Origin of the sequence: Streptomyces coacervatus (genome assembly GCF_029223485.1) — a bacterium.
In the GTDB taxonomy this organism is placed as follows: domain Bacteria; phylum Actinomycetota; class Actinomycetes; order Streptomycetales; family Streptomycetaceae; genus Streptomyces; species Streptomyces coacervatus.
Genome location: NZ_JARHTP010000008.1, coordinates 282,557 through 302,605 on the forward strand (window position 1 = coordinate 282,557; position 20,049 = coordinate 302,605).

17 protein-coding genes and 1 pseudogene are annotated in these 20,049 nt (G+C 70.1%); 8 read left to right on the forward strand and 10 right to left on the reverse strand.

What is annotated here, in order from left to right; genetic code table 11:
• The first annotated feature begins 69 nt into the window (after positions 1-69).
• Positions 70-786: a gamma-glutamyl-gamma-aminobutyrate hydrolase family protein gene (locus tag P2Q00_RS21630; RefSeq protein ID WP_275774269.1), complete on the forward strand. Its 717-nt coding sequence runs from the start codon at positions 70-72 to the stop codon at positions 784-786.
• A gap of 36 nt (positions 787-822) precedes the next feature.
• On the opposite strand, the gene P2Q00_RS21635 is transcribed toward P2Q00_RS21630, so the two are convergent.
• A complete protein-coding gene (locus P2Q00_RS21635; protein WP_275774270.1) occupies positions 823-1,746 on the reverse strand; it encodes a LysR family transcriptional regulator in 924 nt (307 codons plus the stop codon).
• Positions 1,747-1,871: 125 nt separating this feature from the next.
• Between P2Q00_RS21635 and P2Q00_RS21640 the strand changes: the two genes are divergently transcribed.
• Entirely contained in the window at positions 1,872-2,990 is a 1,119-nt protein-coding gene (locus tag P2Q00_RS21640) for a TDT family transporter (protein WP_275774430.1), read from the forward strand.
• Here P2Q00_RS21640 and P2Q00_RS21645 read toward each other — a convergent pair.
• From P2Q00_RS21645 to P2Q00_RS21660, 4 genes and pseudogenes are all read right to left on the reverse strand, one after another.
• Positions 2,902-3,621 (reverse strand): helical backbone metal receptor, encoded by a 720-nt coding sequence (locus P2Q00_RS21645; RefSeq protein WP_275774271.1) that lies wholly within the window; start codon positions 3,619-3,621, stop codon positions 2,902-2,904. The two genes, P2Q00_RS21640 and P2Q00_RS21645, sit on opposite strands and share 89 nt — an antisense overlap.
• Before the next feature lie 5 nt (positions 3,622-3,626).
• Positions 3,627-4,202 (reverse strand): helix-turn-helix domain-containing protein, encoded by a 576-nt coding sequence (locus tag P2Q00_RS21650; protein ID WP_275774272.1) that lies wholly within the window; start codon positions 4,200-4,202, stop codon positions 3,627-3,629.
• A 677-nt stretch (positions 4,203-4,879) separates the two neighbouring features.
• The gene (locus P2Q00_RS21655) at positions 4,880-7,489 is read right to left on the reverse strand and encodes an ABC transporter permease/substrate binding protein (RefSeq protein ID WP_275774273.1); all 2,610 of its coding nucleotides are present in this window, start codon (positions 7,487-7,489) and stop codon (positions 4,880-4,882) included.
• Positions 7,482-8,563: pseudogene (locus P2Q00_RS21660) on the reverse strand (quaternary amine ABC transporter ATP-binding protein). The gene P2Q00_RS21655 and the pseudogene P2Q00_RS21660 overlap by 8 nt, the downstream one beginning before the upstream one ends.
• Before the next feature lie 143 nt (positions 8,564-8,706).
• Between P2Q00_RS21660 and P2Q00_RS21665 the strand changes: the two are divergent.
• From P2Q00_RS21665 to P2Q00_RS21675, 3 genes are all read left to right on the forward strand, one after another.
• Positions 8,707-9,060 (forward strand): hypothetical protein, encoded by a 354-nt coding sequence (locus P2Q00_RS21665; RefSeq protein WP_275774274.1) that lies wholly within the window; start codon positions 8,707-8,709, stop codon positions 9,058-9,060.
• Positions 9,061-9,081: 21 nt separating this feature from the next.
• Positions 9,082-10,011, forward strand: coding sequence for a 5'-3' exonuclease (locus tag P2Q00_RS21670; protein WP_275774431.1), 930 nt, complete (start codon positions 9,082-9,084; stop codon positions 10,009-10,011).
• A gap of 104 nt (positions 10,012-10,115) precedes the next feature.
• Complete coding sequence (locus tag P2Q00_RS21675) at positions 10,116-10,961, forward strand: siderophore-interacting protein (RefSeq protein ID WP_275774275.1); 846 nt, start codon at positions 10,116-10,118, stop codon at positions 10,959-10,961.
• 85 nt (positions 10,962-11,046) lie between these two features.
• Here P2Q00_RS21675 and P2Q00_RS21680 read toward each other — a convergent pair whose 3' ends face one another.
• The 3 genes from P2Q00_RS21680 to P2Q00_RS21690 all read right to left on the reverse strand — a co-directional run bounded on the left by P2Q00_RS21680 (position 11,047) and on the right by P2Q00_RS21690 (position 13,628).
• A complete protein-coding gene (locus P2Q00_RS21680) occupies positions 11,047-11,823 on the reverse strand; it encodes an ABC transporter permease (RefSeq protein WP_275774276.1) in 777 nt (258 codons plus the stop codon).
• Positions 11,820-12,836: an ATP-binding cassette domain-containing protein gene (locus tag P2Q00_RS21685; RefSeq protein ID WP_275774277.1), complete on the reverse strand. Its 1,017-nt coding sequence runs from the start codon at positions 12,834-12,836 to the stop codon at positions 11,820-11,822. Before P2Q00_RS21685 ends, P2Q00_RS21680 begins: the two co-directional genes overlap by 4 nt.
• A 171-nt stretch (positions 12,837-13,007) precedes the next feature.
• Positions 13,008-13,628, reverse strand: coding sequence for a PadR family transcriptional regulator (locus P2Q00_RS21690; protein WP_275774278.1), 621 nt, complete (start codon positions 13,626-13,628; stop codon positions 13,008-13,010).
• A 228-nt stretch (positions 13,629-13,856) separates the two neighbouring features.
• Here P2Q00_RS21690 and P2Q00_RS21695 point away from each other — a divergent pair, with 228 nt between their 5' ends.
• Positions 13,857-15,395 (forward strand): amino acid permease, encoded by a 1,539-nt coding sequence (locus P2Q00_RS21695; RefSeq protein WP_275774279.1) that lies wholly within the window; start codon positions 13,857-13,859, stop codon positions 15,393-15,395.
• 1 nt (position 15,396) lies between these two features.
• On the opposite strand, the gene P2Q00_RS21700 is transcribed toward P2Q00_RS21695, so the two are convergent.
• The gene (locus tag P2Q00_RS21700) at positions 15,397-15,978 is read right to left on the reverse strand and encodes a GNAT family N-acetyltransferase (RefSeq protein ID WP_275774280.1); all 582 of its coding nucleotides are present in this window, start codon (positions 15,976-15,978) and stop codon (positions 15,397-15,399) included.
• A 68-nt stretch (positions 15,979-16,046) separates the two neighbouring features.
• On the opposite strand from P2Q00_RS21700, the gene P2Q00_RS21705 reads away from it, so the two are divergent.
• Together P2Q00_RS21705 and P2Q00_RS21710 are read left to right on the forward strand one after the other, a co-directional pair.
• The gene (locus P2Q00_RS21705) at positions 16,047-16,997 is read left to right on the forward strand and encodes an RluA family pseudouridine synthase (protein WP_275774281.1); all 951 of its coding nucleotides are present in this window, start codon (positions 16,047-16,049) and stop codon (positions 16,995-16,997) included.
• Positions 16,998-17,554: 557 nt separating this feature from the next.
• Positions 17,555-18,502: a terpene synthase family protein gene (locus P2Q00_RS21710; RefSeq protein WP_275774282.1), complete on the forward strand. Its 948-nt coding sequence runs from the start codon at positions 17,555-17,557 to the stop codon at positions 18,500-18,502.
• Positions 18,503-18,557: 55 nt separating this feature from the next.
• Here P2Q00_RS21710 and P2Q00_RS21715 read toward each other — a convergent pair whose 3' ends face one another.
• Positions 18,558-20,042, reverse strand: coding sequence for a cytochrome P450 (locus P2Q00_RS21715; protein ID WP_275774283.1), 1,485 nt, complete (start codon positions 20,040-20,042; stop codon positions 18,558-18,560).
• Positions 20,043-20,049 lie beyond the last annotated feature (7 nt).

Below are 20,049 nucleotides of genomic sequence, written 5' to 3' on the forward strand. Positions count from 1 at the left end.
CCTTGCCTTCGAAGGCACCTCTCGACAAAGGTATGGAAACAATCCTTTGCCGGACCAGGAGGACGACGCATGGCGGGCAGGCCGCTGATCGGCATCAGTACGTATCTGGAGGCCGGGGCGCGCTGGGGCGTGTGGGAGCTGGAGGCCGCGTTGCTGCCGGCCGGCTATCCGCGGCTGGTGCAGCGGGCGGGCGGGCTGGCCGCGATGCTGCCGCCGGACGGGCCGGAGCACGCCGCGGCGGCCGTCGCGCGTCTCGACGGTCTGGTGATCGCGGGCGGTCCGGACGTCGAGCCGGTCCATTACGGCGCGGAGCCCCACCCGCGGACGGGCCCGCCGGCCCGCGCCCGGGACGCCTGGGAGCTGGCGCTGATCGACGCGGCCCTCGCCGCCCGAGTCCCCCTGCTCGGCATCTGCCGGGGCATGCAGCTCCTCAACGTCGCCCTGGGCGGCACCCTCGTCCAGCACATCGACGGCCATGCCGAGGTCGTCGGCGTCTTCGGCCACCACCCGGTCAAGCCGGTACCCGGCACGCGGTACGCCGCCGCCGTCCCGGAGGAGGCACTCGTACCGACGTATCACCACCAGGCCGTCGACCGCCTCGGCACCGGCCTGGTCGCTTCGGCGCACGCGGCGGACGGAACGGTGGAGGCGGTGGAACTGCCGGCCGTCGACGGCTGGGTGCTGGGGGTGCAGTGGCATCCGGAGATGGGGGACGATCTGCGGGTGATGCAGGCGCTGGTGGAGGCCGCCGGGGGGCTCCGCCCCCTGGACCCCCGATCGGCCTGAACGGCCTCGTCCTCAAACGCCGGACGGGCTGAAAATCTAGCCCCGCGTCAGCGACAGCAGCTCCCGTGCCGGCCCCACCGGCCGATGCCCCGTCGGCCACACCGCCCGCAGATCCCTGGCCAGCGCGACACCGTCGACCGGCACCCGCACCAGCCGCCGCATCGCCAACTCCTCCCCCACCGCCAGTTCGCTCAACACCGCCGGCCCCGCCCCGCTCACCACCGCCGCCTTCACCGCCGTCGTCGACGACAGTTCGATCAGCGGCCGTGCCAGCCCGCCCAGCGCCGCATCCAGGACCTGCCGGGTTCCCGACCCCTTCTCACGGAGGATCAGCGGCGTGGCCGCCAGCTCCGAGGCCTGAAGCGGCCGTCGGCGGCGGGCCCACGCATGCCCGGGTGCCGTCACCACGATCAGGTGGTCGTGGGCGATGACGGCCGAGTCCAGGCCGGGCGGCACACTGACCCCCTCGACGAAGCCGAGGTCCGCCTCGCCCGACAGCAGCCGCTCCCCCACCGCCGCCGAGTTGCCCGCAAGCAGGGACACCGCCGTGTCGGGGCGCTGGGCGCGCAGCGCCAACAGCCAGCCGGGGAGCAGGTATTCGGCGATCGTCATGCTCGCCGCCACCCGCAGCCGGGAGTCACGCCGGTCCCGCAGCGCCTGCGCCCCGGCGTCGAAGGCCTCCGCCGCCTCGACGATCCGCCGCGCCCAGTCCGTGACCAGCGCACCGGCGTCCGTGAGACGGGAGCCGCGCGGTGAGCGGTCGACGAGGGCCACCCCCAACTGCCGTTCCATCGACCGGATCCGGCTGCTCGCCGCGGGCTGCGTGATCCCCACCTCCCGCGCGGCGCCGCCCAGACTGCCGAGCCGCGCCACCGCCAGCAGCAGCTCCAGCGCCCCGAGATCCGGCACGCGATGCGACAGCGAGACGGCGGGAACCGGCTGCTCCTCCCTGTTACCCATAACTCCAGTTTATGCCCTCATAGAGACGTACTCCCTGGTCGCGAACCCCCGCCGGCGAGACCGTGGGCAGATGGTCACCGCAGCCCAACCCCTTCCGCGTGCCACCGCACGCCCCCCCGCGCGCCATGGCCGTCCGTCACCTCGGACCCAACTGGTACGCCGCCGTCATGGGCACCGCCATCGTCGCCACCGCAGGGTCGGCGCTCCCCCTCGGCCTCCCCGGCCTGCGCACCGCCTGCACGGCCGTGTGGGCACTCTCCCTCGGCCTCCTGCTCGCCCTGCTCACCGCCCGCGCCCTGCACTGGAGGCACCATCGCGACCAGGCCCGCGCCCACCTCCTCGACCCGGCAACGGCACCGTTCTACGGGTGTCTCGCGATGGCCCTGCTGGCCGTCGGCGGCGGTGCCGTCACCGTCGGCCGGTACTGGATCGGCCTGCGCTACGCGCTCGCTCTCGACTCCGTGCTGTTCACCGCCGGGACGGTGGTGGGGCTCGCGGCCGCCGTCGCCGTCCCGTACCTCATGGCCGTACGGCACAAGGTCGAGCCGGGGCAGGCCACCCCGGTGTGGCTGCTGCCGGTCGTCGCGCCCATGGTGTCCGCGGCGCTCGGGCCGCTCCTTGTGCCGCACCTGCCGGCCGGGCAGCCCCGGGAGACTCTGCTCCTCGCCTGCCTCGCGATGTTCGGGCTCAGTCTCCTCGCGACCCTGCTGATGCTGCCGGTCGTCTTCGGCCGGCTGATCACCGGCGGGCCGCTGCCCCTGGCCCTCACCCCGACCCTGTTCCTGGTGCTCGGGCCGCTCGGGCAGTCCACCACCGCCGTCGGCAAGTTCGCGGACGTGGCGCCGGGGGCCGTACCGGCGCCGTACAGCGCGGGATTCGGTGTCCTCGCCGTCCTGTACGGCGTGCCCGTCATGGGCTTCGCGCTGCTGTGGCTCGTGTTCGCCACCGCTCATGTGGTGCGGGCGCGGCGGCAGGGGATGGGTTTCGCGATGACGTGGTGGGCGTTCACCTTCCCGGTGGGGACGTGTGTCACGGGTGCCGAGGCGCTCGCCCGGCACACCGGGCTCGTCGTATACGACTGGCTGGCGGTCGGGCTGTATGTCCTGCTCGTCGCCGCCTGGGGAACCGCCGCCCTGCACACGGCGCGCGGTCTGGTCAGCGGAGTGCTGCTCGCAGCGCCTCGCCCAGCACCCGCGGCGCCTGAGCCAACGACGGTCCGTACCAGGTCAGATGGCGTCCGCTGACGAGGGCGCACCGCAGCCCCGGGAACGCCTCCGGGCCGTCGTCGGCCGTGAAGCGGTACGGCTCGTCCGGCAGGACGACGACGTCCGGGGCGGCCGCCCGCAGTTCGTCCAGGGGGATCCGGGGATAGCGCTCGGCGTGGCTCGCGTACAGGTGGTCCACGCCGAGGCGGGACAGTACGTCGCCCGCGAAGGTGTCCCGGCCCAGCACCATCCAGGGCCGCCGCCAGATCGGGACGACGGCCGTCGTACGGTGCTCCGGCTGCGGCAAGGCCGACCAGACGGCCTCCGCCTCGTCGAGCCAGCGGGGGCGGGACTTCGCCCCGCAGGCCTCCAGCACGCGGGCCAGCTCCGCGAAGGCCTGCGGTACGTCACATACCACCGTCACCAGGACCTCGACGCCCGCCGCGCGCAGCGCCGCCAGGTCGGGCTCCCGGTTCTCCTCCTCGTTGGCCACCACCAGGTCGGGAGCGAGCGCGAGGATGCGGTCTAGCTCGGGATTCTTCGTGCCGCCGATGCGGGGGACGTCCAGGTCCGCGGGGTGGCTGCACCAGTCCGTCGCGCCGACCAGCGCGCCCGGTGCCGAGACCGCGACCGCCTCCGTCAGCGACGGGACGAGGGAGACGACGCGCACCGGCACTACCGCGACCGGTTCTGGACCGCCTCGACGTGCTCGGCCACCGCGACGACGACCACGCGCGTGTCCGACACTGTCGCCCGCCACCGGTGGCGTACGCCGCCCGTCAGGTACAGGGTGTCGCCGCGGCCGAGCCGGTAGGCGCGCCCCTCGGCCTCGATCTCCACCGCGCCGTCGGCGACGTACATCAACTGGTCGTTGCGGTACTGGAATTCGCGGCCCGCGTCATGGTCCCCGGTGAACTCCGAGGCGTGCATCTGGTGGTGACCCCGCACCAGGGAACGCACCCGCGGCTCGGCCGCCGGTTCGGGCTCGGCGCGCACGACGTCGACGCTGCACGCCGGGTCGGCGGCCGCGAGGAGTTCGACGGCGGTGGTGCGCAGGGCGTCGGCGACCTTTTCGAGGGATGTTCTGCTGGGTCGCGCCCGGTCGTTCTCGATCTGGCTCAGGAACGGAACCGACAGGCCGCTGCGCTCGGCCACGACGGCGAGGGTGAGCTGCAGCGCCCGGCGGCGTCGCCGCACGGCCGCACCCACTCGCAGGGGCTGATCCTTGTGGTCGTCTTTGTGGTCGCCCATCGCTCCGGCTCCCTCCTTCGCTCGTGGTCGGTGTCCCGGGGGTCCATGGTTCCGCATTCCGTGCGCCGGCGTCCGGGTGCGGTACTTCTGATGAGTTCTCTGCACCTTACGCAGGTTCGGCAAACCGTTTCATGCGCCCGTCACATCCCCGTAAACACTGCGTGCGGTCAATTCGCCAACTCCGGCCGGTGGATGAGCTCTCCGGACTGACCGGGCACGGATTCCCCCTTCGGGACGAAGCCGCTGACCAGCAGGGCCGCGGGGCCGTCCGCGCCGTTGACGGGGGCCGTCGGCGGTCGGCGCGGGCTCGGCCGCCTCCGGGCGTGCGGATCGCCGTCCGGCCGGCCCGTCCGACGCCGGGATCGCAGGCGTGAGTCGGCCGGTTCCCGACGTCCGGGGGACGGCGCCCAGTTGGCGTTCCATGTCGCGGTCCGGCCGGTAACGGCTGGTCAGTTCGATGGTGTCGCCATGCACCGAGGTGATGTCCGGGGTGCCCTCGGCACGGCCGGCCAGGGTGCGCGGCGAAGTGCATGTGCGGTCGGCACATCCGGCCGGGAGGACGGTGAGGCTTGGGCAATGACGTAGCGCTACGTGGTTGGCCGGATCCTTTTCGTACGCCCTTCACGCGCGCGTGGGCGGCCCGTCGCGAAACGGACCGCCCACGCGCGCGTGCTCTCCTACTGAGGTGTCATCCGGCCGACCATGTCGGGGTGCTCCTTGAGCCAGGCGGTGACGGCCTGCTCCTCATGGCCCTGGCCGCGCTTGTTGATCTCGCTCTCCAGGCTGCCGAGCTCGTCCTCGCTCATCCTGAAGTTCTTGATCCACTTGGTGAGCTGCGGGTACTGCCCGGGGAACTTCCCGCTGGAAATGGTACGGATCGTGTTGCCCTCGCCGAAGAGCTTCTTGTCGTCCTTCAGCTTGGTCAGGCCGTACCGGCTGTACGCCCAGTGCGGCGACCACAGCACCACCGCGACGGGCTCCTTCTTGGCGTAGGCGCGCTTGAGCTCGGCCAGCATCGCCGGCGTGGAGCCGTCGATGACCTTGTACTCCTTGTCGAGGCCGTAGCCGGGCAGGACCTTAGTCTTGAGGAGGTTCATCTCACCGGTGCCCGGCTCGATGCCGATGATCCGCCCGCCGAAGGTGGACGCCTTGCCCTTGAGGTCCTCAAGGGACTTGACGTCCTTGACGTACGACGGGACCGCGATCTCCAGCGAGGTCGGTCGGTACCAGGTGCCGAGGTCCTTGAGGCTGTCCTTGCTCTTGTCCCAGTAGTTCTTCTGCGCATACGGCAGCCAGGCGTCGAAGTTGAGGTCGAGGTCGCCGGAGGCAAGGCCGGTGTATACCGGGCCGACGTCCATCTGCTTGAGGTTGAGCCGGTAGCCGCGCCGCTCCAGGACGTTCTTCCAGAGATAGGTGACGGCGATGTCCTCGTCCCAGGGGAACCAGGCGACGTTGACGGGCCTCCTGGCCTCGGCGGGAGACGAGCTGCTGTCGACCGGGGCCAGCTTGTCGACGACGCCGGGGTTCTTCTTCAGCCAGGCGCGCACGGCGTCCTGCTGCTTGCCCTTGCCCGCCTTGTTGATCTCGGCTTCGAGGCCGGTGAGCTGCTTCTCGCTCATCCGGAAGTTCTTCAGCCACTTGCCGACGACGGGGTTGTCGCCCGCGAAGCCCTTGCGGGCGACCGTGTGCACACCGTCGCCCTCGCCCCAGGCACCCTTGGGGTCCTTGAGCTTCTTCAGCTGGTAGTCGTTGTACGCCCAGTGCGGCGACCAGAGCGTGACGACTACCGGTTCCTTCTTGCCGTACGCCCGCTTGAGCTCGGCCAGCATCGCCGGCGTGGAGCTGTCGACGACCTTGTACTCCTTGTCGAGGCCGTACTCCTTGAGCACCTTGCTCTTGAGCAGAGCCATCTCGCCGGCGCCGGCCTCGATCCCAGTGATCTTCCCGCCGAAGGTGGACGCCTTGCCCTTGAGGTCGTCCAGGGAGTCGATGCCCTTCATGTACGAGGGGACGCTCAGCTCCAGAGAGGTCTTGCCGTACCAGGCGCCGAGGTCGTCGAGCCTGCTGCCGTACTTCTTCCAGTACTGCTCGTGCGTGGTCGGCAGCCAGGCGTCGGTCTGGAAGTCGACGGTGCCCTGGGCGAGGGCGGTGTAGAGCGGGCCGGCGTCCAGCTGTTTGGCGTCCACCTGGTAGCCGCGCTGTTCGAGGATCTCCTTCCACAGATAGGTGGAGGCGACGCCCTCGTCCCAGGGGATGTAGCCGATGCTGATCTTCTTGCCCTGGCCGACGTTCTCGCTGTCGGCGACCGGGGCCGAGCCGCTGTTGCCGCCGAAGATGCCCATGCCGCCCGCGACGAGGGCGAGGATCACGACGCCGATCACGGCGATCTGCGGGCGGGGCCGGTACGACCGGATCTTCCGGCCCTCGGCGGCGCGGGCCTTGGCGGCGGCGCGGCGGCCCAGCGGGGAGACATGGGTGCCCAGGGCGCCGGTCATGCGGTCGAGGTAGATCGCGAGGATCACGATGGCGACACCGGCCTCGGTGCCGAGGCCGACGTTGAGCTGGCCGATGGCCTCGATGACGTCGCCGCCGAGGCCGCCGGTGCCGACCATGCCGGCGATGGCCGCCATGGACAGGCCGAGCATGATGACCTGGTTGACGCCGGCCATGACGGTCGGCAGCGCGAGCGGCAGCTGGACGCGCAGCAGGGTGTCGCGGGGCGAGGTGCCGAACGCCTCGGCGGCCTCGACCAGTTCCTTGTCGACCTGGCGGATGCCCAGCTCCGTCATGCGCACACCGGGGGCGAGCGCGAAGATCAGGGTGGCGACGATGCCCGGGGCGGGGCCGGTGCCGAAGAACAGGATCGCCGGGATGAGGTAGATCATCGCGGGCAGCGTCTGCATGAAGTCCAGGACCGGCCGGACGATCCCGCTGACCCGGTTGGAGCGCGCGGCCCAGATGCCCACCGGCACCGAGATCACCAGCGCGATGATCGTGGCGACGAGGACGAGCGACAGGGTCACCATCGCGTCGTCCCACAGTTCGAGGGAGTCGATGAAGGCGAAGCCCACGAAGGTGAGGACACCGGCGAGGGTGCCGCGCAGCCAGAACGCGAGCACGGCGAAGATGCCCGCGAGCAGCAGGGGTTCGGGGGCCTGGAGAACGGCGCTGACGCCGTCGTAGGTGCCCGAGAAGACGGTCTTGAGGAAGTCGAAGAGCCAGGACATGTGGCCCAGCAGCCAGTCGACGGTGCTGTTGACCCAGTCGCCGAGCGGAATCCTAGGCATGGGCGGCCTCCTCGTTGCCGAGGAAGGCGACCAGGCGCCTGGTCGGGACCACTCCGACGAGCTCTCGTTGCGCGTCGAGGACGGCCACCGGGTGGGTCGACCGGGCGCTGATCGCACAGAGTTCGGTGAACGGCGTGTCGGGCGTCGCGGTCTCACAGCCGCTCTCGCAGCCGCAGTCGGCCTCGTCACCCCGTACGTCCGTGTCCATGACGGCGGACGCGGTCAGCACGCGGGAGCGGTCGACGTCCTGGATGAAGGAGGCGACGTAGTCGTTCGCGGGCCGCAGCAGGATGTCCTCGGCCGTGCCGGTCTGGACGATGCGGCCGTCGCGCATGACGGCGATGCGGTCGCCCAGGCGCATGGCCTCGTTGAGGTCGTGGGTGATGAAGACGATCGTCTTCTTCAACGTCTGCTGCAGCTGGAGCAGTTGGTCCTGCATGTCGCGGCGGATCAGCGGGTCCAGGGCGCTGAACGACTCGTCCATCAGGAGCAGGTCGGCGTCGGTGGCGAGGGCGCGGGCGAGGCCGACCCTCCCCCAGTGCCTTAAGGGCCTGGGGGGACCCCCAGCTGCATTCCGCCGGAGAGCTCGTCGGGCCAGGACTTCTCCCAGCCGGCGAGGCCGCACAGGGCCAGCGCCTCGCCGGCGCGCTGCTCGCGCTCGGCGCGGGGCACGCCCTGCACGGCCAGGCCGTAGGCGGCGTTCTCGATGACGCTGCGGTGCGGGAACAACGCGAAGTGCTGGAAGACCATGCTGATCTTCCTCGCGCGGACCGCGCGCAGTTCGCGGTCGCCGAGTGCGGTCAGGTCCTGGCCGTCGAAGCGGACGTGGCCGGCGGTCGGCTCCAGCAGGCCGTTGAGCATGCGCAGCAGCGTGGACTTGCCGGACCCGGACAGGCCCATGACGACGAAGATCTGGCCCGGTTCCACGGTGAAGGAGGCGTCGATCACGGCGGCTGTGGTGCCGTCGGCGCGCAGCTCCTCCCGGTCGGCTCCCTGCCTCAGTCGTTCGACTGCGTCGTCCGGTCGTCTGCCGAACACCTTGTAGAGCTGCTCGGCCTCAAGTCTGGCTGACACGCGCTTCTCTCGTCGTGGGGGGGGTGGTGGTCGGGGCGGCGCCTGCCCCCGGCCGACCAGGGCAAACGCGGGAGTGGTTCAGTTCACAACCGGTGCGTAGGATCACCGCCGGTGCTTCACATCGGTGTTGGGGGGGGACGACGGTGGAACGACCCGACGACAGACGTGCGTCCGTACTGCGCTTCGCGACGGAGCTGGTGGCGTGGATCGCCACGCCCTGGGCGCTGGCCTCGTACTCCTGGCTGCTCGCGGTGGGTTCGCTGGTGGTGCTGATCGGTCTGCCGACCGTCTTCTCCACTCCGGGTGACAAGGCGAACGTGATCGTGCCGGTTCCGGGTGCCGTCACGATTCTGCTCGTGCTGCTCCAGCTCGCCTCGGCCGTGGTCTCGGCCTGGTGGATCTGGCCCGTGTGGGCGGCCGTTCTCGTCTCCCTCCTGGCCGCCGCCACCCTCATCACGGAGCGCCCACGATGGCGGTGGCTGCTCGCCTCCGGGTGAGTGTCAGTGCCGTACGGCATGATGCGAGGCGTGACCGGACGACTGATGCTCCTCGACACCGCCTCGCTCTATTTCCGCGCCTATTTCGGTGTGCCGGAGTCCGTGAAGGCCCCGGACGGCACGCCGGTGAACGCCGTGCGCGGGCTGCTGGAATTCATCGACCGCCTGGTCAAGGACCACCGGCCGAGCGATCTGGTGGCATGCATGGATGCCGACTGGCGTCCCCAGTGGCGGGTCGACCTCATCCCCTCCTACAAGGCGCACCGCGTCGCCGAGGAGCACGAGACGGGCCCGGACGAGGAGGAGGTGCCGGACACGCTCTCCCCGCAGGTGCCCGTCATCGAGGCCGTCCTCGACGCGCTCGGCATCGCGCGCGTGGGCGTCGAGCCGTACGAGGCGGACGACGTGATCGGCACGTTCACCGCGCGGGCGAAGGGCCCGGTCGACATCGTCACCGGCGACCGCGACCTGTACCAGTTGGTCGACGACGTGCGCGGCGTGCGCGTGCTCTACCCGCTCAAGGGCGTCGGCACGCTGCAGCTCACCGACGAGGCCTGGCTGCGCGAGAAGTACGAGGTGGACGGCAAGGGGTACGCGGATCTGGCGCTGCTGCGCGGCGACCCGAGCGACGGGCTGCCGGGCGTGCCGGGCATCGGCGAGAAGACGGCCGCGAAGCTGCTCGCCGAGTTCGGGGACCTGGCCGGGATCATGGCCGCGGTCGAGGACCCGAAGGCGAAGCTCACACCGTCGCAGCGCAAGCGGCTCGACGAGTCGCGGCCGTACGTCGCCGTCGCCCCGAAGGTGGTCAAGGTCGCCGACGACGTCCCGCTGCCCGACGTCGACACGACCCTGCCGCATGCCCCGCGCGATGCGGCGGCGCTGGACGAGCTGGCGGTCCGCTGGGGACTGGGCGGGTCGCTGCAGCGTCTGCTGACGACGCTGGGGACGTGACGATTCCGGCGACGCGCGCTCAACAAAGTCTTCATGGGAGAGGTGTTAACCGAGGGAAGGTGCTAACTTAGGTAAACCTAAGCTTGGTCAACAGGGAGGCCGCCATGGCAGAACGCCCCGCACGGAAGCCGCGCAAGCCCCATTCCGCGCAGGTCGTCCGTACCGAACGGCTGACCCCGCACATGCAGCGCGTGGTGCTCGGTGGCGCGGGTCTGGCGGGGTTCGCGGCCGACACCTGCACCGACCACTATGTGAAGCTGCTGTTCCCCTCCGGGGGCGCCACCTATCCGCAGCCCTTCGACATGGAGCGGATCCGGGCGGAGTACCCGCGCGAGCAGTGGCCCGTGACCCGGACGTACACGGTGCGGGCGTGGGACCCGGTCCACAGTGAGCTGACGCTGGACTTCGTGATCCACGGCGACGAGGGCCTGGCCGGCCCGTGGGCGGCGCGCGTCCAGCCGGGCGAGACGGTGCTCTTCAATGGCCCCGGCGGTGCCTACGCCCCCGACACGAGCGCCGACTGGCATCTGCTCGTCGGCGACGAGAGCGCCCTGCCCGCGATCGCCCGCTCCCTGGAGTCGCTGCCCGACGGCGCCACGGCGCACGCCTTCGTGGAGGTGTCCGGGCCCGAGGAGGAGCAGAAGATCGACTCCGACGTGGAGGTCGTCTGGCTGCACCGCGGGGACCGGCCCGTGGGCGAGCTGCTGGTGGAGGCCGTACGAACGCTGGAGTTCCCGGCGGGCCGACCGCACGCGTTCGTGCACGGCGAGGCGCACTTCGTGAAGGAGCTGCGCCAGCTGCTGCGCTGCGAGCTGGCGATCCCGCGCGAGGACCTGTCGATCTCCGGTTACTGGCGGCTCGGCCACAACGAGGACGGCTGGCAGGCCTCCAAGCGGGACTGGAACGCGCGGATCGAGGCGGAGCAGGAGAGCGCGGCGCCTGCCGCATGACACGTCCGAAGTGACACATCCGAAAAGGGCGGCACCTCGTCGAGGTGCCGCCCTTTTCGCTGTGCCGTCACACCGAGAGGTGCGCTCACACCGACCGCTGGTAGGACCGGAACGTCCGGATCGACAGCCACACCGCCGCGATGGCGAGGGCCAGCAGCGCGCCGCCGCGGCTGAGCACGTCACCCCAGTCGGGATGGTCGGACAGTGCCGAACGGCCCGCGACCATCGCCCAGTTGAGCGGATTGAAGTCGGCGATGTGCCGCATCCAGGAGGGCATCTGGGAGGGTGCCATGAAGGCGCTCGACAGGAACGTCAGCGGCAGCAGCAGGAAGGTGTTGATGCCGATGATCGACTCCCGCTCCCGCACCAGCATGCCCAGCGCGTTGGACAGCGCCCCGAAGACCGTGCCCAGCAGCACGGCGGCGAGGACCAGGATCGCGATGCCGCCGATGCCGCCCGGGTAGTCGGCGCCGCCCGCCAGCGCGAGCAGCACGATGACGACCGACTGGAAAGCGGTGACCAGGCCGTTGTTGACGACATTGCCGTTCATCAGCGCGGCCCGGCTGACCGGTGTGGTCAGGAAGCGGTTGAGCGTGCCCCGCTGGATCTCCTCCAACGTGCCCATGCCGGCCCACATGTTGGAGCTGAGCGCGCTCATCACGACGACACCCGGGACGAGGTAGTCGAGGTACGTCGTCGTCCCGAAGCCGCCCAGCTCGACGACCTTCTTGAAGAGGCTGCCGAACAGGAACAGCCAGATCACCGGCTGGATCAGCGTGATGATCGCGTACGCGGGCTGCCGTGTGAACACCATGAGTTGACGCTGCGTCATGTACCAGGTCTGGGAGACGGCCGTGCTCATCGCGCACCTCCGGCGAGGACGAGGTTCTCGGTGGCTTCGGCGTCGGCCTCTGAGTATCGGCGGCCCGCATAGCGGAGGTAGACGTCGTCGAGGGAGGGCCGGGCGACGGTCGCGGCGGCGACTCCGACGCCGGCGCGCTCCAGGGCCCCGAGCAGTGCGGGTACGGCGGCCGCCCCGTCGTCGGCGCGGACGCTGACGCGGCGTCCGTCGACCAGCACCTCGTGCATGCCGGGCAGCCCGGCGATGGCCCCCTTGAGGAGCGTACGGCCGGCCTCGCCGACCGCTTCCCGGAGCTCCAAGTGGACGGCGTCGCCGCGCAGTTCGCCCTTGAGGGAGTCCGGGGTGCCCTCCACCACGACCCGCCCGCGGTCGACGATGGCGATGCGCTCGGCGAGCCGGTCGGCCTCGTCGAGGTAGTGCGTGGTGAGCAGGATCGTCAGGCCCTCTTCCCCCGCCAGCCGGTCGATCTCGTCCCACATCGCGGTGCGGGCCTCGGGGTCCAGCCCGGTGGTGGGCTCGTCGAGGAAGAGCACCTCGGGCCGGTGCACCAGACCGAGGGCGACATCGAGCCGCCGCCGCATACCGCCCGAGTAGCCCTTGACCTGACGCCCCGCCGCGTCGGTGAGGCTGAAGCGGTCGAGCAGCCCGTCGACGCGCCTGCCCAGGTCGGCGCCCTTCAACCCGTAGAGCCTGCCCTGGAGTTGGAGGTTCTCGCGGCCCGTGGCGACGGGGTCGGCGCCGGAGCCCTGGGCGACCACGCCGATCGCGCGGCGCACCCGGTCCGGGTGGCGCAGCACATCATGTCCGGCGACGGTGGCGGTGCCCGAGTCGGGCCTGGCCAGGGTGGTGAGGATCTTGACGGTGGTGGACTTGCCGGCACCGTTCGGGCCGAGGAGCCCGAAGACGGTGCCCGGTTCGACGGTGATGTCCATGCCGCGCAGGGCGGTGACCTCACCGGGGTAGGTCTTGATCAGCTGGCGCGCCTCCACTGCGGGCGCACGGGTACTGCTCATGGCAACTGCTCTCCTGATGAACGGATGGCAGCTGATCCGTCCGTGCCGGGAGCGCCGGGCTATCCTTGGTGTGCCGCACCTCGATCGCCTGGAACTGCCTCACGGCGGATTCAGCTCGGGGTTCGAGACCCTGGCGGGGCTGCTGCAACAGCCCGGCCGGGGTCCTTCTCGTTACGTGAACTCCGGTGGCAGCTCCCCCGTTTCGTGGAAGTGGCGCCACCCGTCGACGCCCGGCAGCGAGCCCTTCTCGATCTCCTCAAGGAAACCGCGGACCCATTCCGCCTGCGCCTCGACCATGTGCAGCTGGTACTCGACCTCGACGAGGAAGAGCCGCGGGAGCGTCTCGTAGAGCTTCTCCAGCGCCGCGCGCCCACTCGCCACCTCCACCTCGAGGTTCTGCAGCCGCTCCGCCAGCAGCCGCACCACCTCGTCGGGAGGCAGAGCGCCGAGCAAGGACAGCGCGGTCTCGAAGATCGGGAACTCCTTGGCCGGGACGGCCAGCAGATCGGACAGCCAGTCGGCCATCTCCTCCCGCCCCGCCTCGGTGAGCCCGTAGACCGTGCGCTCGGGCCGGTTTCCCTGCCGCTCGACGTCTGCGACCTCGACGAAGCCGTGTTTCTCCAGGTTCTGCACGACCGTGTAGAGCGAGCCGTACTTGATCTTCGTGCTGACGTCCTTGCCCTGTCGGCGCAGGGTCTGGGCGATCTCGTACGGATGCATCGGCTTCTGCCAGAGCGTGACCATCACGGCCAGCGCCAGCGGGTTGCTGAGCTTGCGGCGCTTCATCGCCATGACCGTCACCTCGCTTACGTATATCCGTGGACGAACATATCGCGACTGGCGAGCGAGCGTCAATACACACGATGTATCGCGTTTCGACATTCACGGCAAGGGCGTGAGGAGTTGGGCCCGCCCCGGACATGGCGGCGTGACGCGCACGAAACAGCCCGCCCCTAATTTCTGTCGCCCGACAGGAACTCCGCGCCACTCTCCGCTCCCGCGCCGAAGGCAGGTGCCGCCGTGACGACAACCACCCCCTCCGACGTACGCCCCGACCCGCCGCACTCCCCCGACGACAGCTCCCTCGCGGAGTTCGGCTACCGCCAGGAGCTGCACCGCAGCCTGGGCCGGTACGCCTCCTTCGCGGCCGGGTTCTCCTTCATCTCCGTCCTGACGACGGTCTTCCAGTTCTTCGCCTTCGGGTACGCGTTCGGCGGCCCCGTCTTCTTCTGGGCCTGGCCGGCGGTGCTGGTCGGGCAGTTGCTGGTGGCCGCGTGCTTCGCGGAACTGGCCGCGCGCTACCCGATCTCGGGCGCCATCTACCAGTGGTCCTCGCGCCTTTCGAACCTCACCTTCGGCTGGTTCGCCGGCTGGATCATGGTGATCGGGCAGATCGTGGTGGTCGCGGCGGCCGCGCTGGCGCTGCAGATGGTGCTGCCCGCGATCTGGTCGGGCTTCCAACTGGTGGGCACCGACCCGGCGGTGACGTCGCAGGACGGCGCGGCCAACGCGGCCGTGCTCGGCGTGATCCTGCTGGTCCTCACCTCGATCGTGAACATCGTGGACAACCGAGTGATGTCCGTGATCAACCGGGTCGGGGTGACCGCCGAGATCATCGGCGCGGCCCTCATCATCGTGCTGCTGCTCACCCACTCGAAGCGCTCCCCCGGCATCACCTTCCACACCACGGGAGCCGCAAGTTCCGGTCTGTTCGGGGCACTTGCCGTGGGTTCCTTCACGGCGGCGTACGTAATGATCGGCTTCGACAGCGCGGGCGAGATGAGCGAGGAGACGCACCACCCGCGCCGCACCGCGCCCCGCACGATCCTCACCGCACTCGGCGCGGCAGGCCTGCTCGGCGGCCTGGTCATCCTCGGCGGCCTGCTCGCCGCGCCCAGCCTCACCGACGGCCACCTGGGCGTCGACGGCCTCAGCTACGTCCTGACCAGCCGCCTGGGCGACGGCGTCGGCAAGGTCCTGCTGGCCGACGTGGTGGTGGCGATCGCGGTGGCGACCCTCGCCATCCAGACGGCGGCGTGCCGGATGCTGTTCTCCATGGCCCGCGACGGCCAGCTCCCCTTCTCCGGCCGTCTCGCCCGCGTGAACCCGCGCACGGGCATGCCGAGCGCCCCGGCCCTCGTCGTCGGCGTCCTCGCGGCGGCCCTCCTGCTGCTCAACTTCGCCTCCCCGGACGCGTTCCTGGCCATCGGCACCACCTGCATCGTGATGCTGTACCTGGCGTACGCGATGGTCACAGGCCCACTCCTGATCCGCCGCCTGCGCGGCGAGTTCACCTCCGAGGGCACGGACGAGACGGGCGGCAAACTCTTCTCCCTCGGCCGCTGGGGCATCCCGGTCAACGCCCTCGCCCTCCTCTACGGCCTGCTGATGACGGTGAACCTGGCCTGGCCGCGGGCGGCGGTGTACGACCCGGCGGGCGGGCATTGGTACTTCCAGTGGTTCACGGTGCTGTTCCTCGGCGCGACCGTGATGTTCGGCGTGGGCTGGCGGGCGTATCGGAGCCGTACGACGGCGGCTGTGCCCGAGGCGGCCGTATAGGTCAGTCGCCCCGCACGCGCGCGTGGAGGTGCATGTCGTGCCAGCCGTCCGGGTGGCGGAAGGCGCTGCGCTTGATGCCCTCCAGAGCGAAGCCGGTCTTGGCGGCGACACGGCAGGAGGCCTGATTGGCGGCGGCGTGGAGGAGTTCGAGGCGGTGGAGGCCGATCTCCTCGAAGGCCCAGTGGGTGAGGGTGCTCGTCGCGCGAGCGGCGACACCCCGGCCACGGGCCGCCGCGGTCGTCCAGTAGGCGACCTTGGCCAAGCCGTCGACGAGCGCGATCTCGCGCAGCGCCACTCGCCCCAGCAGCCGGTCGCTGTCCGCGTCGACCACGGCCCACTGGGCGACACGTTCCCCCTCCCACTGCTTCAGCCACCCCTCGATCCAGCCGGCGGCCTCCTCCTCCGAGCCGCTGGCCATGAGGTGCCACTGGTGCATGAGCGGGTCCTGGAAGGCCTCGTGCACGGCCGGCGCGTCCTCGGCCCGCCAGGGGCGCAGTACCAGCCCGTCACCGGTGGGGAGCACGGGCTGCGGGGTGCTGGACAGGGCGCCGGCGGGCAGGACGGGGCTGGTGGTGTAGGGCATGGTCCGCATCCTGCCGCTGGGGCGCGCCCGGTCCAACGGGTTTTCCCGGCGCCGTACGCTTGATCGTGATGCGACGCAAGCCACGGATCCCGCCCGCTCCCCTGCCACAGCGGCACGGGGTGGATCCGGTGCGGGTGCGGCTGCCCGTCGAGGGCCCGTGGGCCACCGTCCGCGAGCACCTGGTGCAGCGGCTGTCCGGCGCGGGTGTCGGCGTCGTGGACGGGATGTTCGACGCGGGGAAGATCGTCGGAGCCGACGGGCGGGCCGTGGCGCCCGACGCGGCATACGAACCCGGCATGTTCGTGTGGTTCCACCGGGAGCTGCCCGACGAGGTGCCGGTGCCGTTCCCGCTGGAGGTCGTGCATCGCGACGAACACATCGTCGTCGCCGACAAACCGCACTTTCTGGCCACCACCCCGCGCGGCAGCCACGTCACGCAGACCGTGCTCGCCCGTCTGCGCCGGGAACTGGACATCCCCACGCTGGGCGCCGCACACCGGCTGGACCGGCTCACCGCCGGGCTGGTGCTGTTCACGGTGCGGCCCGAGGAGCGGGGCAGGTACCAGTCGCTGTTCCGGGACCGGCTGGTGGGGAAGGAGTACGAGGCGGTCGCCCCTTACGATCCCGGGCTGTCTCTGCCCCGGACCGTGCGGAGCCGGATCGTGAAGGAGCGGGGCGTGCTGGCGGCCTACGAGGTGGCAGGCGAGCCGAACGCCGTCAGCCGCGTCGAGCTGATCGAGCGCAACGCATACGGTTTCGGCCGGTACCGGCTGACCCCCAGCACCGGGCAGACCCATCAGCTGCGCGTCCACATGAACGCGCTCGGGGTCCCCATCCTCGGCGATCCGCTCTACCCCGTGGTGACCGGACCCGTGCCGGCCGGCGACTTCCGGCGGCCCCTCCAACTGCTGGCCCGAGCGCTGGAGTTCACCGATCCGGTCACGGGTGTGGAGCACCGGTTCCGCAGTGCGCGAACCCTCGAAGCATGGAGCTCCTACGGCGACTGGGCCGCTCAGTAGCCGCGCCTCCACGGCCACAACTGCCGCGCGTATCCCACCAGTTGACTTGCACAGCTGTGAACGGATCGGCACCAACTCTTTCGGATCGAGTCCACACATGACAACATTTCAACCAAGTGCGCCCCTCGTGTGCCGTCGTACGCTCCTCCTACGCTCCTTCACGGCGACCGGGGTCGCGCGCACGCTTGGGATTACAGCGAGAAGTGGGATGTTCTTGCGGAGGCTCGGGTCATGGCACCAAGTCGCGTTGAGGTCGAGGCGGTAACCCCGGAGATACCGGCTTGGCAGGGCCCTGCATTACCCGCATTACCCGCGAATCCCACCGTCACTGTCTGCCCTTCGACCACAGGTCGCGTTACAACGAGCAGACCGCTCAGCTGTATACCGTGATGGGTGGAGACGGCTACGTGGGCCGCGTCACGCAGTACCAACGGATAAACGTGCCGTGACGCAATCCAGTGGATGGCCTGTCCAGTTCCGCGCTTCCCACGCCCTGTGTTCGAGGGAGATGCTCGCCGACAAGATCGTCAGCCACTCTTCGTGATGAGGACATCGCTATGCCGACTCTTGAGCTCGACGTACCGTTCGCCCTGCGGACAAACCCCCGGCTGGAACAGGCTCTCCCAGGACATGTGCAGCGTCTGTGGGGCTTCGGCCTGCCGGAGAAGGTCTACCTGGCCCAGCGGTGCCCCGACATCGTCGGAGGGTGGTGGCCTGAGGCAAATGGCGATGAACTGGACTTGGGACTGGACTTCTTCGCCTGGCTGTTCCTGGTCGACGACGCCTTCGACGGCCTCAACACACGGGAAGCAGAGAAGCTGATCAAGACGTTCACCGCCGTCGTGGAGGGTGCCGGCGGCAACGGCGACAGCCGGGTCGACTTCTTCGCCGATGTGTGGGCCCGGCAGTGCAAGGGGATGTCAGCCCGATACTGCAGGCGCGCGGCAGACAACTGGACGAAAGTGTTCGACGCCCTCCTGACGGAGGTCGTGAACATGGCGGAGTGCCATTTCCCCACGATCGAGGAGTACCGCAATATCCGGTACCGATCCGGATACATGCCCCCGATACTCGATATGACCGAGCGGCTCCGGGGTTTCGAGCTTACGCCCGAGGTATATGCCGATCCGGTATTCCGAACCCTCTACGACGCGAATGTGTGGTGCCTCAACCTGGTCGATGACCTGTTCTCGTTCGAGAAAGAGGCAGCTCAGGGAGAGCCGCACAATATGGTGCTCGTCGTCGAGCGAGAGCGTGGCTGCTCACGTTCGGAGGCGGTCGATGCGGTGGTGTCCATGCTGGGTGAGTACCTCGCCGGCTTCCTCACGGCAGAAGCCCGGCTGTCGGCCGCGCTGGAAGCTCGCGGCGTCTCTCTGACAGACCGGGCGAACACCTACGCCTTCGTCGACGACCTGCGATCGAGCTGCGCATCCTCCTACTACTGGTGCCGCAGCTCTCCCCGATACACCGGGGAGATGGAGTGGCTGAGCTTCCGCGACGAATGAGCTTCCAGTGCCCGCTCCAACAGCGGGCGCGAGCACTGGAGTTCACCGATCCCGGTCAGTAACCGCGCCACCAGAGCAGGAAGCGGCGCCAGGCGCCCTTCGGGCGGGCCGGTTCCTGAGGTGCCGGCGCGGCCTGCTGGGGTGGTGCGGCCGGCTGGGGTTCCGGGGCAGCGGCGGCCGGTTTCGGCTGTGTGTTGCCGACCTCCCAGTCGGTGCGCTGCGACGGGACGAGCGCGGGGCCGGACAGCGCCTTCACGTCCTGCTGGGGCTTCGGCTCGAAGCGGACCGGCAGTTCCACCAGGTGCCGGTTGGAGATGGACGCCCGCCAGCGCAGCTCGTCCTCCTCGCAGGCGAGTTGAACGTCCGGGAGGCGGGTCAGCAGCGCGTCGACGCCGACGTCGGCGATGGCGCGGCCGATGTCCTGGCCCGGGCATTCGTGAGGGCCGCCGCTGAAGGCGAGGTGGGAACGGTTGCCCATCATGTTGGCCGACGCGTCGGGGCGTACGCGCGGGTCGACGTTGCCCGGTGCGATACCCAGGAGGAGGCCGTCGCCCTTGCGGATGCGCTGACCGCCCAGCTCGGTCTCCTGCTTGGCGAAGTAGCCAAGGATGGTGCTGAACGGCGGCTCGTCCCACAGGGACTGCTCGACCGCCTGAGGCACCGTCATCTGACCGCCGTTGAGCTGGGCACGGAACCCGGGGTCGGTGAGCACCACTCGCAGTACGTTGGCGAGGAGGTTGGCGGTGGATTCGAACGCGACGATCAGGACGACCCGCAGGTGCTGGCCGACCTCCTCGTCGGTGAGCCGTGCCGGGTGGTTGATCAGGTGGCTGGTGAAGTCGTCCTCGGGTTCGGCACGGCGGCGGACGGTGAGCCGCATCAAGGTGTCCATGATGTATTGGTTGCTGGCGATGGCCGTCTCGGTGCCCTTGAGCATGTCGCGGGCGGCCTGCACGATCCGGTCGTTGTACTCCTCGGGCATGCCGAGGATCTCGCACATCACCGCCATCGGCAGGTGCTCGGCGAACTGACTGACCAGGTCGGCCCTGCCCTCCTTGCAGAACTTGTTGACGAGGTGCTGGGTCGCACGGTTGATGTGGCGGCGGATGCCCCGGTGGTCGATGGTCGACATGGCACCGGTGACCGCGCCACGCAGCCGCAGGTGCTCGTCGCCCTCGGCGTGGCAGCAGATGGGCTGCCAGGCGATGTGGGGAATCAGCGGGTGATCCGGCTTGATCGTGCCGTCCTGCATGGCGGTCCACAACCGGGTGTCACGGCTGTACTGCGAGGGGGCGCTCACCATGTGCAGGTTCTCGCTGTGGCCGAGCACCACCCAGATCGGCACGTCCTCGTGCAGCAGCGCGGGAGCCACGGCGCCGTGCTCGGCGCGGAGCTTCTCGTACACGGCTCCGAGGTCCTCCGCCTCGGGGCCGTACAGCCGTCGCAGCCCGCCGGCGCCGATGCCGTGCGCGGGGCAGCCGGGGGGCGGGCCGGCCATGGACTCGTCCGTACCGGTCGGAAAGAGGGGTTCAGGCGTCACGATGGTG

Bases quoted from the DNA above. Each gene is read 5' to 3' on its own strand.
- P2Q00_RS21710 (WP_275774282.1), top strand. From the start codon at position 17,555: ATGCCGACTCTTGAGCTCGACGTACCGTTCGCCCTGCGGACAAACCCC.
- P2Q00_RS21705 (WP_275774281.1), top strand. From the start codon at position 16,047: ATGCGACGCAAGCCACGGATCCCGCCCGCTCCCCTGCCACAGCGGCAC.
- P2Q00_RS21640 (WP_275774430.1), top strand. From the start codon at position 1,872: ATGGCCGTCCGTCACCTCGGACCCAACTGGTACGCCGCCGTCATGGGC.
- P2Q00_RS21650 (WP_275774272.1), bottom strand. From the start codon at position 4,202: ATGGGCGACCACAAAGACGACCACAAGGATCAGCCCCTGCGAGTGGGT.
- P2Q00_RS21680 (WP_275774276.1), bottom strand. From the start codon at position 11,823: ATGAGCACGGCCGTCTCCCAGACCTGGTACATGACGCAGCGTCAACTC.
- P2Q00_RS21690 (WP_275774278.1), bottom strand. From the start codon at position 13,628: ATGGCGATGAAGCGCCGCAAGCTCAGCAACCCGCTGGCGCTGGCCGTG.
- P2Q00_RS21635 (WP_275774270.1), bottom strand. From the start codon at position 1,746: ATGGGTAACAGGGAGGAGCAGCCGGTTCCCGCCGTCTCGCTGTCGCAT.
- P2Q00_RS21700 (WP_275774280.1), bottom strand. From the start codon at position 15,978: ATGCCCTACACCACCAGCCCCGTCCTGCCCGCCGGCGCCCTGTCCAGC.
- P2Q00_RS21685 (WP_275774277.1), bottom strand. From the start codon at position 12,836: ATGAGCAGTACCCGTGCGCCCGCAGTGGAGGCGCGCCAGCTGATCAAG.
- P2Q00_RS21655 (WP_275774273.1), bottom strand. From the start codon at position 7,489: ATGCCTAGGATTCCGCTCGGCGACTGGGTCAACAGCACCGTCGACTGG.
- P2Q00_RS21630 (WP_275774269.1), top strand. From the start codon at position 70: ATGGCGGGCAGGCCGCTGATCGGCATCAGTACGTATCTGGAGGCCGGG.
- P2Q00_RS21670 (WP_275774431.1), top strand. From the start codon at position 9,082: ATGCGAGGCGTGACCGGACGACTGATGCTCCTCGACACCGCCTCGCTC.
- P2Q00_RS21675 (WP_275774275.1), top strand. From the start codon at position 10,116: ATGGCAGAACGCCCCGCACGGAAGCCGCGCAAGCCCCATTCCGCGCAG.